General features: G+C 66.1%; 11 protein-coding genes. 6 read left to right on the top strand and 5 right to left on the bottom strand.

Annotated features, from left to right (window positions below; translation table 11 throughout):
• The first annotated feature begins 317 nt into the window (after positions 1 to 317).
• Genes K5Q19_RS06880 through K5Q19_RS06870 form a run of 3 tightly spaced genes read left to right on the top strand, consistent with a single transcriptional unit; the run spans position 318 to position 2,193 of the window.
• The gene (locus K5Q19_RS06880) at positions 318 to 752 is read left to right on the top strand and encodes a TIGR01244 family sulfur transferase (protein ID WP_292942572.1); all 435 of its coding nucleotides are present in this window, start codon (positions 318 to 320) and stop codon (positions 750 to 752) included.
• Positions 753 to 769: 17 nt separating this feature from the next.
• A complete protein-coding gene (locus K5Q19_RS06875; RefSeq protein ID WP_292942570.1) occupies positions 770 to 1,207 on the top strand; it encodes a hypothetical protein in 438 nt (145 codons plus the stop codon).
• Positions 1,204 to 2,193, top strand: coding sequence for a sterol desaturase family protein (locus K5Q19_RS06870; protein WP_292942568.1), 990 nt, complete (start codon positions 1,204 to 1,206; stop codon positions 2,191 to 2,193). The genes K5Q19_RS06875 and K5Q19_RS06870 overlap by 4 nt, the downstream gene beginning before the upstream one ends.
• On the opposite strand, the gene K5Q19_RS06865 is transcribed toward K5Q19_RS06870, so the two are convergent.
• From K5Q19_RS06865 to K5Q19_RS06845, 5 genes are read right to left on the bottom strand one after another with little or no spacing between them, the layout of a single operon-like run.
• Positions 2,134 to 3,603 carry a hypothetical protein gene (locus tag K5Q19_RS06865; protein WP_292942566.1) on the bottom strand — a complete coding sequence of 490 codons (1,470 nt, stop codon included), beginning with the start codon at positions 3,601 to 3,603 and terminating at the stop codon, positions 2,134 to 2,136. The two genes, K5Q19_RS06870 and K5Q19_RS06865, sit on opposite strands and share 60 nt — an antisense overlap.
• A 40-nt stretch (positions 3,604 to 3,643) precedes the next feature.
• Positions 3,644 to 4,963 carry a UDP-N-acetyl-D-mannosamine dehydrogenase gene (wecC, locus tag K5Q19_RS06860; protein ID WP_292942564.1) on the bottom strand — a complete coding sequence of 440 codons (1,320 nt, stop codon included), beginning with the start codon at positions 4,961 to 4,963 and terminating at the stop codon, positions 3,644 to 3,646.
• A complete protein-coding gene (gene wecB / locus K5Q19_RS06855) occupies positions 4,953 to 6,074 on the bottom strand; it encodes a UDP-N-acetylglucosamine 2-epimerase (non-hydrolyzing) (protein WP_292942562.1) in 1,122 nt (373 codons plus the stop codon). Before wecB ends, wecC begins: the two co-directional genes overlap by 11 nt.
• Before the next feature lie 39 nt (positions 6,075 to 6,113).
• Entirely contained in the window at positions 6,114 to 7,100 is a 987-nt protein-coding gene (locus K5Q19_RS06850) for an agmatine deiminase family protein (protein ID WP_292942559.1), read from the bottom strand.
• A 3-nt stretch (positions 7,101 to 7,103) separates the two neighbouring features.
• On the bottom strand, positions 7,104 to 8,717 hold the full coding sequence (locus K5Q19_RS06845; protein WP_292942574.1) for a M28 family metallopeptidase: 1,614 nt from the start codon (positions 8,715 to 8,717) through the stop codon (positions 7,104 to 7,106).
• 174 nt (positions 8,718 to 8,891) lie between these two features.
• Between K5Q19_RS06845 and glnE the strand changes: the two genes are divergently transcribed.
• The 3 genes from glnE to K5Q19_RS06830 are packed head-to-tail and all read left to right on the top strand — an operon-like array spanning position 8,892 to position 12,897.
• Positions 8,892 to 11,621 (top strand): bifunctional [glutamate--ammonia ligase]-adenylyl-L-tyrosine phosphorylase/[glutamate--ammonia-ligase] adenylyltransferase, encoded by a 2,730-nt coding sequence (glnE, locus tag K5Q19_RS06840; RefSeq protein ID WP_292942557.1) that lies wholly within the window; start codon positions 8,892 to 8,894, stop codon positions 11,619 to 11,621.
• Entirely contained in the window at positions 11,618 to 12,091 is a 474-nt protein-coding gene (locus tag K5Q19_RS06835; RefSeq protein ID WP_292942555.1) for a peroxiredoxin, read from the top strand. The genes glnE and K5Q19_RS06835 overlap by 4 nt, the downstream gene beginning before the upstream one ends.
• A gap of 11 nt (positions 12,092 to 12,102) precedes the next feature.
• Positions 12,103 to 12,897, top strand: a complete 795-nt coding sequence (locus K5Q19_RS06830) for a ferritin-like domain-containing protein (RefSeq protein WP_292942554.1) — start codon at positions 12,103 to 12,105, stop codon at positions 12,895 to 12,897.
• The last annotated feature ends 2 nt before the right edge of the window (positions 12,898 to 12,899 follow it).

The following is a 12,899-nucleotide window of genomic DNA, read 5'->3' as shown; positions in this document are numbered from 1 at the left end:
CAATAAACCTTCGTTCCGCCCCTGCTTTCCTGGGTGCCGCAAGCCGGACGCGGCTGCCGACGGCACAACAAGGGAAATATGCGAGACTCTGCTCGCCTGATCCTCTGCAGTTAAGACTATAACCAACAAAAGCCTCCAGCGCGAACGGATTCGTTGCTTGGCCAGACTTGGCAGCACAAGGGTGTGGCCTTTCTACCATGTTGCCGCGGCACTTGCCCTTGCCAGAGGCTTTCGGCAAAGCGCACATGATGCACTTGCCCGGCATCTGCGCGCCTGAAAAAGCGCGCGAAATGCATCGGCAGAGGAGAAGGCACCCCATGTTCCGCAAGATCGACGACAAGACTTTCGCCAGCCCGCAGATCGAGCTTGCGGACGTGGCCGAAGCCGAGGCGCTGGGGATCGGCCTGATCATCAACAATCGCCCTGAGGATGAGTCTCCCGATCAGACCCCCGGCGCCGAGATCGAAGCCGCCGCCATGGCAGCCGGTATTGCCTATGTCGCGATCCCCGTCACGCATGCGGGCTTTTCGATGCCGCAAGTCGAGGCGATGGAAGCCGCGCTCGCTGCAGCCGGCGACAAACCGGTGCTCGCCTATTGCCGCTCCGGCACTCGCTCCACGCTGCTCTGGGCACTGGCTCAGGCCAAGATGGGCATGGCGCCCGATGCGATTGCGGCCCATGCCGCCGGTGCAGGCTATGACGTCAGCCCGATCATGCCGCAGCTCGATTTCCTCGCCGCGCAGGCACGCTGAAGCTGGCGCTGCACGCGATGGCATTGGACGCTCTTCTGGCGCTCCCCGGAGCCGGTATTGCCTTGCAGGCGATCGGATCGCTCGTGGCAGTGCTGCTGGTTTTCGTGCTCGTGCGCGCGCTCGGCATGGGCAGCGATGTGCGGATTGCAGATGAGGACGAGGCACGCGCGCTGGCCGAAGCGGCGCACTGCGGCTTCGATCCCGTCGAGATCGCGCTCGACCGGGCACGGATCGGCGCGTTGCTGCGCAACCGGGCTGGCGAAGTCATGCTGATCCGCCGCCATGGCGCCCGGTTTGCCGCCCGCGTGTTGTCCTCGCACGCCGGTTCGAGGCTCGATCGCGGGTTCCTGACGCTTTCGACCGAGGATCCGCATTTCGGCAGCATCACGCTTGATCTGGGCGAAAAGGCGCAAGTGTGGGCGGCAAGCCTGCGCCGACTGGGAGCCAGCGCATGACCGATTTTCTGGCGCCGCTGCTCGCTTCGCTCAGCCACCCGATCAGCCAGCCGATCGACGTGATCGCCTATGCGGTCCCGGTGTTCGTCGCGATGATCCTGGTCGAGATCGCCTGGGCCCGCCGCCATGCGCCGGAAGCCTACGAAGCGCGCGACATGCTGACTTCGCTGCTGATGGGTCTGGGCAGCACCATCGCCGGAGCGCTCGTCGCGGGCATGATCTATGCGGCAGCCACATGGCTCTATGCGCACCGTGTGGCCACCGTGCCCTATGCTTGGTGGTCGTGGATCGCGGTGCTGCTGCTCGATGATTTCAACTACTACTGGGCGCACCGCACCGGCCACCGCGTCCGCTGGTTCTGGGCGGCGCATGTCAATCACCATACCAGCCAGCACTACAACCTGAGCACCGCGCTGCGGCAGACCTGGACAGGTTTCCTTGCCCTCTCGTTCACTTTCCGCATCTGGCCCGCCTTCTTCGGCGTGCCGCCGGAAATGCTGCTGACCGCGGGCGCGGCCAACACGGTGGGCCAGTTCTGGATCCACACCGAAGCGGTGCGCCGCATGCCGGCGTGGTTCGAGTGGATCTTCAACACCCCCTCGCACCACCGCGTCCACCACGCGACGAACCCGCTCTATCTCGACCGCAACTATGCCGGCGTGTTCATGTTCTGGGACCGCCTGTTCGGCACGTTCCAGCCCGAGCTGGACGAGGAACCGGCGCGCTACGGCGTGATCCGCCAGCTCGGCACTTTCAATCTGCTCCACAGCGTGTTCCACGAATGGAAGGGCATCGCGAAGGATTTCGCCAGCGCGCCGTGGCGCTACAAGCTGGCCTATCTGGTGCGCGAACCCGGCTGGAGCCACGATGGCAGCCGCGACACCAGCGATGCGATCCGCACCCGCTGGCTGGAACGCAACGGGCACCTAGCGCCCGATGAGCCCCAGCGCATGGCGGATGAAGGCATCGCGATCAGCCACCCATAGCATCTCGTTCGAGAGCCGCGGGTTGGCATAGGTCCAGCCGTCTCCGGAATAGACCTTGCTGAACGTGCCGCGCGTGCCGAACGCCAGCGAAACCGCGCGCTGCTCGCTCTTCAGCGTCAGACCTTCGCCTGCAATGGTCGCGGTCCCCGGCTGAAAACCCCGCCCCCACGGCCGGAGCGCGAAGACATAAGGCTCATTGCGGAAGCTGCGCACCTCGGTGTTGAAGAAAGCCGAGAGATAAACCTGATCCAGCACACCGAGCGCAGCGGGCGGCATCCGCCATTCCGAGGTGGCAATCACCGGCCAGGGATAATGCTGCGGGTTGCCGTAGAGAATCTCGCTGCGCAGATCGACGAGTGCCTCGCGCGGCTCCTGCAACGGCGCCATCCGCTCGATCCTGAGGTTGTTCGACCAGGTGAACCCGAACGAGGTCGCATCGATCAGCGGCATCGCGGAAGGCGGCCCCTGTCCTGGCGCGTTCGAGACCGTCACGTTCTCGTAGATGCGCAGGTAGGCCTTGTCCTTCAGCTGGTGCCCGCTCGCGATATTGCTCCAGCCCTTCTGCCCCTGCCAGCGCACATTGCGGAAGTGCGAGACCAGCGTGCCGTTGATGTAGGTGCTATGCTCCTGATCGGCCGCGGTGCCGACATTGCCAGTGATCTCGCTGTCCTCGGCGTAGATCATCGTCTCACCACTCGGCGCAAAGATCGCGTTCTTGCCGCCGAACAGCTTCGCGCGCCGGATCACTGCGGTAAACAGCCCCGGCGGCGCGCCGCCATAGGTTTCCAGATGCACCGCCCCCATCGGCTGGATCGCGCCGGGAAAATCGAGTTCGATATCGCGCATCTCGAAGTGGATCCGCGCCCGGCCCATCTCCAGTGCGCGCATCCTGAGGACAGCCCATTGATCCCCGCTGCGAAACGTGACGCGTTCGCCAGGGACCGAAGAGCGGAAGATGTACTGCGTGCCATCGAGATTGCCGACAATGTCCGGCAGGCTCGGCGCAAAGGGGTAGACGCAAGGCCGCCCGGCCCGGTCGCGCGCTTCGTAGACGAACTCGAGGCCGCCCTCGGCGCGCCCGTAGAGCGAGGCAACGTCGTTGCCCTGATAGACTTCGTGGCCTGCCGCCTGCGAGGCATCGCATTTCACAAAGAAGCGATTGGCCGGCCGGCGCAGCCCCTGCATCGGCATGTAGAAGGGATAGCTCGCATCATGTGCGGCAAAGCCGGCCGGCGTGGTCGGCGGCGGCAGGTCCGGCGGAACCACGGGTTGGAGCGGCGGCACAGCCGGCTGCTGCCCGGCCCCCGCACCGCGCGCGGCGGTCTGCGCGTTCGATTCGCTGCCAAGCCCGCTGCAGCCGATGGTGCCGAGCACCGCGAGGCCGGCGGCCAGCCAAAGGGGTAGTCTCATGGCGATCCTTCCGGCCACGGGCAGGCTCGCCCGCATAAGGTCAGCTGGCGAGCCGCAGCGCGGTGCCGGCGGTATCCGCATCCGGCTGATCCGGCCAGATGCCGCGCGTGTCGTAGACTGCCTTGCCGCTGCGTTCGGCGAGCGGGACGACCTTGAACACGTCATGGTCCACCAGCACGACCAGCAGCTCGCATGTTTCCAGAGCATCATCCAGATCGACGAGGCTTGCGCCGGTATCGGTGAACTCGACCGGCAGCGCATGGGCGTATGGCTCGACGATGCTGACGCGATTGCCGTACTTGCGCGCGAGCCGTGCCGCCACGAAGCGGGCCGGGCTTTCGCGGAAATCGTCGATGTTCGCCTTGAAGGCGAGGCCGAGGCAGGCGATTCGCGCGTCGGGCTGGGCCTCGATCAGTTCGGTCGCCCGCGCGATCACGTGGTGCATCTTCTGATCGTTGACACCGCGAGCGGTGCGGATCAGGGGCGTATCCTCTGGCGCGCTCGCCACGATGAACCACGGATCGACCGCGATGCAGTGCCCGCCGACGCCGGGGCCCGGCTGCAGGATGTTGACGCGCGGGTGGCGGTTGGCGAGCCGGATCACTTCCCAAACATCGAGCCCCATGCGGTCCGCCACGATCGAAAGCTCGTTGGCGAAGGCGATGTTCACGTCGCGATAGGCGTTCTCGACCAGCTTGGTCATTTCGGCACTGCGCGCATCGGTCGTCACGCATGTGCCGCGCACGAAGCGCTTGTAGAAGGCGAGCGCCTTGCGCGCGCAGCGCGGGGTGATGCCGCCGATCGAGCGATCGTTGTTGGTGAGTTCCTCGAGAATGCGGCCCGGAAGCACGCGCTCGGGGCAATAGGCGATCGAGACGTCCGGCGTTTCGCGAGTCAGGCCCGGGAACTTGAGGTCGGGCCGCAGCCCAGCCATCAGATCGCGCATCATCTCGGTCGTACCGACGGGGCTGGTCGATTCGAGAATCACCACGTCGCCGGGCTTGATCACGCCGGCGACTTCGCTGGCAGCGGCCTGCACGTAAGAGACGTCCGGCGTGTGGTGGCCATCCTTGGCGAACGGCGTCGGCACCGCGATCACGAAGACGTCGGCAGGCTCGATCTGGGTCGAGGCGCGCAGGAGGCCGCGCTGGACGACGCCCTGGACGAGACCATCGAGATCGACTTCCTCGATATGGATTTCGCCGCGGTTGATCGTGTCGACCACGCTCTGGGTTACATCGAGGCCAAGCACCGGGCAGCCGGAGCGGGCGATGATCGCAGCCGTGGGAAGCCCGATATAGCCGAGGCCGACAACGCAGACCTGCGGCTTCTGATCGCCGTTTCCGATTTTAGCCGACATTCCCCAAGAGCTCCGCGATACGCCGCGCAGCGTGCCCATCCCCGAAGGGATTGTGCGCGCGCGCCATGGCCGAATAGGCAGCCTTATCGTCGAGCAGGGTAAAGATTTCGGAAACTATCCGGGCTTTCTCGGTGCCTACAAGGCGAGCCGTGCCGGCCTCCACGCCCTCGGGCCGCTCGGTCGTCTCGCGCATGACAAGCACCGGTTTGCCGAGCGCGGGCGCCTCTTCCTGCACGCCGCCACTGTCGGTCAGCATGATCTCGGCAATCGAGAGCAGGCGCGCGAAATGCGGATAGTCGAGCGGCTCGATCAAGGCGACATTGGCAAGACCGCCGAGCGCACCTTCCATCACCTTGCGCACGTTGGGATTGGGGTGAACCGGGAAGATCAGCGCCACGTCCTCGCGCGCCGCAATCTCTCGGATCGCCTCGGCAATCGCCTCGAGCCCACCGCCGAAGTTCTCGCGTCTGTGGCTGGTGACACCGATGATTCGCTTGCCAGAAAACCGGGCTTCGAGATCGGCCAGGCCGCCCGCCAGCGCCGGCTCGGCCTCGATCTTCGCGCTGACCCATTGCAGCGCATCAATCACGGTATTGCCGGTCACGTGGATCGCATTCGCCGCCACATTCTCTGCCCGCAGCGCTGCCGCCGATGTCTCGGTGGGCGCAAAATGCAGCGCGGCGATGGTGCCGATGATCTTGCGGTTCACCTCTTCGGGCCAGGGGTGATAGATGTTGTGGCTGCGCAGCCCCGCCTCGACATGGGCGACCGGGATCTTGCGGTAATAGGCCGCCAGCGCGCCCGCCATTGCGGTGGCTGTGTCGCCCTGCACGACCACCCAATCCGGCTTTTCGGCGTCCATCACGCCGCCAAGCCCGGTAAGGAGCGCAGCGGTCAGGCCGTCGAGCGTCTGGTCGGGCTTCATCAGATCGAGATCGTGATCGGGCACGATCCCGGCAATCGCCAGCACCTGATCGAGCATGCCGCGATGCTGCGCCGAAACGCAGGTCACCACCCGAAAGCGCGCGTCGGCAGCAAGCGCATGCACAACCGGGAACATCTTGATCGCTTCGGGCCGCGTGCCGAAAACCACGAGGATTGTCTGTGTCATGCTCCGCCCCCTACCATCCGTGGGTTAAGGGGCGCATAATCACACCGAAGGCATCTGCTGGCTGGAACAATGAAAGCCGCCGCCGCCTGCCAGCACCGCATCGGCCATCAGGCCGATCACCGCGCGCCCGGGGAACAGTTCGGCAATCGCGGCAACACCGTCGTCGTCATGCTGCGTGCCGAAGACCGGCACGATGACCACGTTGTTGGCGATGACGAAGTTCATGTAGCTCGCCGGCTGGATCATACCGCCCCACTCGACCAATCCCGGCGAAGGAACCTCCACCACCTCGACCCCGAAGTCGCGCGCCCGCGCCGCTGCATCGGCATAGATCGCGGCATTCGGATCGCCCGGCCCCGTCGCGCGCGGAAGCGCCAGCCGATTCGGCGCGACGAAGCGGGCCAGATTGTCGACATGGCCATCGGTATGGTCGTTGATCAGGCCATGACCCAGCCACAGCACGCGCCCGTACCCAAGATCACCCGCGAGTCGCAGTTCCAGATCAGCCTGCGTCAGGGCCGGATTGCGGTTGGGATTGAGCAGGCACTGCGCAGTCGTGGCGACCAGCCCCGTCCCGTCGCCATCGAGCGCGCCGCCTTCGAGAATCCAGTCACAGCGGTCGGCTGCAAGGCCAGCGCTTGCGGCAAGGTCCGCTCCGATCGCCTCGTCCCCCGGCATCAGATACTTGCCGCCCCAGCCGTTGAAACCGAACAGCCGCGCGCGCCGCCCTTCGGCCCCGCACACCACCAGCGGCCCGGTATCGCGCAGCCAGACATCGCCATAGACCCGGCGCTCGAGCGTGACGGCGCCCGACACGAGGCTGCGCGCCCGCGCCTCATTCGCCGCATCGCGCACGATCAGTCGCACCTGCTGCCCGCTATCGGCAACAGCGCTCGCAAACGCCGCGATCTGCTCCTGCGCGGCATCGATCACGCCGGACCATTCTTCCGCCAGATGCGGGAATCCGATCCAGAGCCAGTCCTGCGGATGCCATTCGGGCGGCATCCGCAGCGTGGTGTTGGTCATATCCTACTTGCCCTTTGCCTGTGCCAGGCTCTTGTCGCGGATCGCGCGGAACTCGTCGTTCGGGTGCCAGTTGGGCCAGATGGTGCTGTCGGCCAGCTCGCGGCCGAGCCGGTAGAACAGGCGCACGTCCTGCAGCATGCCCGACATGTCCCAGCTCTCCTGATACTCGTCGCTCGGCTGGTGATAGCGCACATTGGTGTAGTCGTCGGAAATGGCCGCCCCTGCGGCCTTGCCGCCGTTCACAAGATCGGTGCCGCGCTCCACCGCGAACATGGGCACACCGCGCTTGGCAAAGCTGAAGTGGTCCGAACGGTAATAATACCCTCGCTCGGGATGATCTTCGGATGATTCGCTAAGGCCAAACTCGCCTTCCACCTTGCGCAGGATCGCGGTGAGGTCGGACTTGTCACCGCCGGTTACCGTCACGTCCTTCGCCGGCCCACCGGCATAGAGCGCATCCATGTTTACGCCGCCAACCGTCCGCGCCAGCGGAAAGACCGGGTTCTGGGCGTAGTACTCGGAGCCGAGAAGCCCTGATTCCTCGAGCGTCACGGCAAGGAAGACCTGGCTGCGCGCAGCGGGGCCCGCCTTAGCGTTCATCCTGGCAAGCGCAGCCAGCGCCGCTACGCCGGTCGCATTGTCGATCGCGCCGTTGCAGATGTCGTCACCCGTCGCGTCAGGCTTGCAGCGCCCCAGATGATCCCAGTGCGCTGTGTAAAGCACGTATTCGTCGGGGCGCGTCTTGCCCGGCAGCACGCCGATCACATTGTGCGAATTGGCCTTCTCGATGGTGTTGTCGAACGAGAGGTTGGCCTTGAGGCCAAGCGGCAACGGCTTGAAGCCCTTCTGCTGCGCGGCTGCGGTCAGCGCGGCGAGATCCTTTCCGGCGGCCTTGAGGATCGCCTCGGCCACCGGCTTCTGTACCCAGCCGTTCGCCACGGTCTGGTCCGCGCCATCATTGGCGGTCTGCACGAAGTGCTGCGCGCCCGACCAGCTCGATTCCACCACCTGCCAGCCATAGGCCGCCGGGAACGTATCGTGGATGATCAGCGCCGCCGTCGCCCCCTGCCGCGCGGCTTCCTCGAACTTGTAGGTCCACCGCCCGTAATAGGTCATGCGCCGCCCGCGGAAGAGCCCGTTTTCGCCCTCCATCGCATAGTCCGGATCGTTGACCAGAATGACCGCGGTCTTCCCCTTCATGTCGATCCCGGCATAGTCGTTCCAGCCCAGTTCCGGCGCGTTGATGCCATAGCCGACGAAGACCAGCTCGCTGTCCTTGACCTCGGTGTGGGGCGTGATGCGATAGCTGCCCACCACGAAATCGCTGGATGGCTTGAACGTCATCGTTGCAGCGCCGCCCGTGATGGTGAGCGGGCTGCGATTGGTTCCCGAGATCGTCGCGGTCGGCACGTCCTGCAGCCACTGGCCCTTGTTTCCCGGCTGGAGGCCCGCCGCCTTGAACCGCGCAATGATCGCATCGAGCGTCTTGGGCTCCGCCGCCGTACCCGGCCCGCGGCCTTCGTATTCGTCCGAGGACAAAGTCCGGATCGTCTCGCGCATCAGCGCCTCATCGACCGGCGGCACGGCAGGCGCGGCATGGCTTGCCGCCAGCGGCATGACCAGCGCAGCTCCGCACATAAGGCCCAAGACCTTGCGACCAAACGACGTGCTGATCTTCATCCTCAATTCCCTCATGGCATGCATGGCGCGCACTGGTGGCAGAGCCCCCGCCCACTGGCAAGCCGCACGCATGCGCTTGATCGCACGCCCCCGACCGGGCATCGCAGCACCATGATCGGCACCAACGCAGCACCGGACTGGGCCCACGCTCTCCACCGCGCCCGCACCGAAGCGCCGTTCCTGTGCCGCGGCCTTGAACGCCTGCCCGATCTGGCGGAATTGCTGGCAGCCGGCCGAATGGAGGACGCCCTCCTCGCCGCCCATGCCGCCGGCGAGGACGAACTCGACACTGGCATTGCGCTCCGCCGCCAGCGGCTCGCACTTGCCGTCTCCCTCGCCATCGGTGATCTCGCCGGCGCACTTCCGCTCGCCCGCGTCATGGCAGAGCTTTCGACCTTCGCCGATCACGCGCTCGATGCCGCCGTCATCGCCGCCATGCGCCGCCGCGTGCCCCATGCCGAACCGCAAGGTTTCTCGGCCATAGCGCTCGGCAAGCACGGCGCGGGCGAACTCAACTACTCGTCAGACATCGACCCGATCCTGCTCTACGATCCCGATCTGCTGCCCCGCCGTGAGCGCGACGATCCTGCCGAGGCCGCCCAGCGCATCGCCCGCACCGTCGTAGAACTTCTGAGCGCCGTCACCGCCGAGGGCTACGTCTTTCGCGTCGATCTGCGCCTGCGTCCCGCCGCCGAAGTCACCCCGCTCGCGCTCCCCTTCGTGGCCGCCATCACGCACTATGAATCGAGCGCGCTCGCATGGGAGCGCGCCGCCTATATCCGCGCCCGCCCGGCCGCCGGTGACGTGGCAGCCGGGCAAGCCTTCCTCGATGCAATCCGCCCGTTCGTCTGGCGTCGCAGCCTTGATTTCGGCGCGATTGCGGAGATCGGCCGCCTCACCACCCGCATCCGCGATCACTATGTCGGCGGTCAGGCAATGGGGCCAGGCTATGATCTCAAGCGCGGTCGTGGCGGCATCCGCGAGGTCGAATTCTTCGCCCAGACGCACCAGTTGATCCACGGTGGCCGCAATTCGGCGCTGCGCCTGCGCGGCACCCGCGCTGCGCTCGATGCGCTGGCAGAAGCGGGGATCATTGCAGCGCAAGACGCCGCGCTGCTTGGCGAGAGCTACGACCGGCTGCGCACACTCGAGCACCGCCTGCAGATGATCGCGGACCAGCAGACCCACAGTCTGCCGACCGATTCGGCGATGCTCGACGCCGTGGCCCGGCTCGATGGTCTTCCCTCCGGCGCCGCGCTGATTGCAGAACTGGCGCAGATCTCGGAAGCCGTCGGCAGCCGTTTCGACAACCTGATCGACACATATTCACCAACCGGGGCCATACCCGTCACCACCCGCCCGCTGGAACAGGAACTGCAGGCGCTCGGCTTTGCCGATCCGGGCACGCTCGCCACGCGAATCGAGAGCTGGGAAAACGGCCAGTACCGCGCATTGCGCAGCGCCGAAGCCCGCGCCGCCTTTGCCCGACTGCGCGAGACCCTGCTCGGCGCGCTCGCCGCCGCGCCCGATCCGGAACGCGCGCTGCTGCGCTGGGAAGGCCTGCTCGCCGGGCTGCCATCCGCGATCAACATCTTCCAGCTTCTCGAGGCACGCCCTGCCCTGCTCGGTGTGGTCATGCGCGTGCTTGCCCACGCCCCCACGCTGGCCGATGAACTCGCCCGCCGCTCGGACCTGCTCGATACGCTGATCGACCGCAGCGCGTTCGATCTACCGGGCAGCGTCGAAAGCCTCGCTGCCGAATTTCGCCGCTGCGAGGCAGGCGATGACTATCAGTGTCTGCTTGATGCCGTGCGCCGCAAGGTGGGCGAGTGGCGCTTTGCACTTGGCGTGCAACTGATCGAAAGTCAGGCCAGCGAGACCTGGCGAGACCCCCTCGATGTCGCGGCGGCGCTGTCGCGCATTGCCGAGGCAGCAATTCTCGTACTCGCGGAGGCGGCACGCGGTGAATTCATCCGTGCCCACGGCCTCATCACGGGGAGTGAGCTTGTCATCCTCGGGCTGGGCAGGCTGGGTGGAGCCGCTCTCACCCATGCTTCGGACCTCGATATCGTGTTTCTGTTCAGCGGCGATCACACCGGCGAATCGAATGGAACACGGCCGCTTGGCAGCACGCTTTACTACAACCGTCTTGCCCAGCGGGTGATCGCCGCGCTGTCCGCGCCCACCGCAGCAGGCGCACTCTACGAAGTCGATGTGCGCCTGCGGCCGAGCGGCGCGCAAGGGCCGCTTGCCGTGAGCCTTGACAGCTTCGCCCGCTATCAGCGCGAGGATGCGTGGACCTGGGAGCACATGGCGCTCTGCCGCGCCCGGCCCCTGTTCGGACGGGCAGAGGACTGCGCCGCGCTGTCAGCAATCATCGATGACGTGCTGCACCGTCCGCGCGACGGCGAGAAGCTGTGCGCCGATGTCCACGCCATGCGCACGGAGATGGCGCAGCACAAGCCGCCGGCGGGGCCGCTTGATGTGAAGCTGGCGCGCGGCGGGCTCGTCGACCTGGAGTTCCTTGTTCACTACCTGCAATTGCGCGAACGCACCGCGCTCGATCCCGATCTCGGACAGGCAGTCGACGGTCTCGTCACAGCAGGTCTGTTGCCCGCCTCCTTGCGCGCCGCGCACGATCTCCTCGCACGGCTGCTCATCGTCGTGCGCCTTGTTGCCCCTGACGGACGCTATCCGCCCGAAGCCAGCCGCGCTATCGTTGCCAAGGCGTGCGGTCTTGCCGATTGGCCGGGACTGCTCACTGCCGTGCTGGCGGCCCGCCGCGAGATCGCGGCCTGCTGGTGCACCCTGTTTGATGAGGAACTGGAGATCCACGAATGAGCGAGACGATCGGCGCAGGCAGCAAACTGCCTGATGTTGCCATGACCACGCCTGAAGGCGGCAGCGTGAAGCCGTCCGATTTTCTGGGCCGAAAGCTGGTGCTGTTCTTCTATCCCAAGGACGATACCCCCGGCTGCACCACCGAGAACAAGGATTTTTCGGCGCTCACGGCCGAGTTCGAGGCCGCCGGCACCGCGCTGCTTGGCGTGAGCAAGGATCCGCCCAAGAAGCACCTGAAGTTCATCGAGAAGCACGGCCTCGCCGCCCCGCTGGCCACCGATGCCGAAGAAGGCGGCCTGTCGGACGCGCTTGGCATCTGGACCGAGAAGTCGATGTACGGCCGCACTTATATGGGCATGGAACGCACGACCTATCTCGTCGGCGCGGACGGCGTGATCGCGCAGGTCTGGTCCAAGGTGAAGGTCAAGGGTCACGCCGAAGAGGTGCTTGCCGCCGCCAAGGCGCTTTGATCGGCTCCAGCATGACAACGACCAGCATTGCCGCAGCGATCCGGGGCGCGATGCTCACCGCGGATCCTGCGGCCAAGGCCATGGCTGCGCGGGCGGTAAGGCGCGACTGGGCGGCAGGGCGGCTGCCCTTCGTGTTCGACGAAACCATGCCTGACGAACCGGCGCGCCCGGCGCGGCCGGAGCTGCTGCCGCCCAATGCCATGCCCAAACGCGGGCGCGGCGGCTCGGAACGCGGGCGGCTCGCGCTGCTCCACGCGCTGGCCCATATCGAATTTGTTGCCATCGACCTCGCACTCGATGCGGCGGGGCGCTTCGGCGAGGAGCGCGGGCCGGACTTCGTAAGCAACTGGCTTGATGTGGCGGCGGACGAAGCCATGCATTTTTCCTTGCTCGCCCGCCGGTTGCGCACGCTCGGTTCGGACTATGGGGCGCTGCCCGCGCATGACGGGCTGTGGGACGCGGCGCGGGAAACTGCCCATGATCCGGCGGCCCGTCTTGCCGTGGTGCCGATGGTGCTCGAAGCACGCGGGCTCGACGTGACTCCGGTCACCATCGAGCGCTTTACTGCGGCCGGGGATCTCCGCTCCGCCCGCATCCTTGAACGGATCCTCAGCGATGAGATCCGCCATGTGCGCTACGGCACAACGCACTTCCTGAAACTGTGCGACGAGCGGGGTGAATCGCCGCCTGAACTCTGGAAAACCCTTGTTGCGCGGCATTTCCGCGGGGCGGTTAAGCCACCGTTCAACGACTCGGCGCGTCGTGCTGCCGGTTTGTCGTACGAATTGATGACAGGGGTTGTCTGATT

The sequence above is a fragment of the Novosphingobium sp. genome, assembly GCF_019748365.1.
Lineage (GTDB): Bacteria > Pseudomonadota > Alphaproteobacteria > Sphingomonadales > Sphingomonadaceae > Novosphingobium.
This window is presented reverse-complemented; position numbering and strand designations above follow the sequence as displayed.

Excerpts from the sequence above, each read along its gene's own strand:
- K5Q19_RS06880 (WP_292942572.1), top strand. The coding sequence starts at position 318 with ATGTTCCGCAAGATCGACGACAAGACTTTCGCCAGCCCGCAGATCGAG.
- K5Q19_RS06875 (WP_292942570.1), top strand. The coding sequence starts at position 770 with ATGGCATTGGACGCTCTTCTGGCGCTCCCCGGAGCCGGTATTGCCTTG.
- K5Q19_RS06870 (WP_292942568.1), top strand. The coding sequence starts at position 1,204 with ATGACCGATTTTCTGGCGCCGCTGCTCGCTTCGCTCAGCCACCCGATC.
- K5Q19_RS06865 (WP_292942566.1), bottom strand. The coding sequence starts at position 3,603 with ATGAGACTACCCCTTTGGCTGGCCGCCGGCCTCGCGGTGCTCGGCACC.
- wecC (WP_292942564.1), bottom strand. The coding sequence starts at position 4,963 with ATGTCGGCTAAAATCGGAAACGGCGATCAGAAGCCGCAGGTCTGCGTT.
- wecB (WP_292942562.1), bottom strand. The coding sequence starts at position 6,074 with ATGACACAGACAATCCTCGTGGTTTTCGGCACGCGGCCCGAAGCGATC.
- K5Q19_RS06850 (WP_292942559.1), bottom strand. The coding sequence starts at position 7,100 with ATGACCAACACCACGCTGCGGATGCCGCCCGAATGGCATCCGCAGGAC.
- K5Q19_RS06845 (WP_292942574.1), bottom strand. The coding sequence starts at position 8,717 with ATGCCGCTGGCGGCAAGCCATGCCGCGCCTGCCGTGCCGCCGGTCGAT.
- glnE (WP_292942557.1), top strand. The coding sequence starts at position 8,892 with ATGATCGGCACCAACGCAGCACCGGACTGGGCCCACGCTCTCCACCGC.
- K5Q19_RS06835 (WP_292942555.1), top strand. The coding sequence starts at position 11,618 with ATGAGCGAGACGATCGGCGCAGGCAGCAAACTGCCTGATGTTGCCATG.
- K5Q19_RS06830 (WP_292942554.1), top strand. The coding sequence starts at position 12,103 with ATGACAACGACCAGCATTGCCGCAGCGATCCGGGGCGCGATGCTCACC.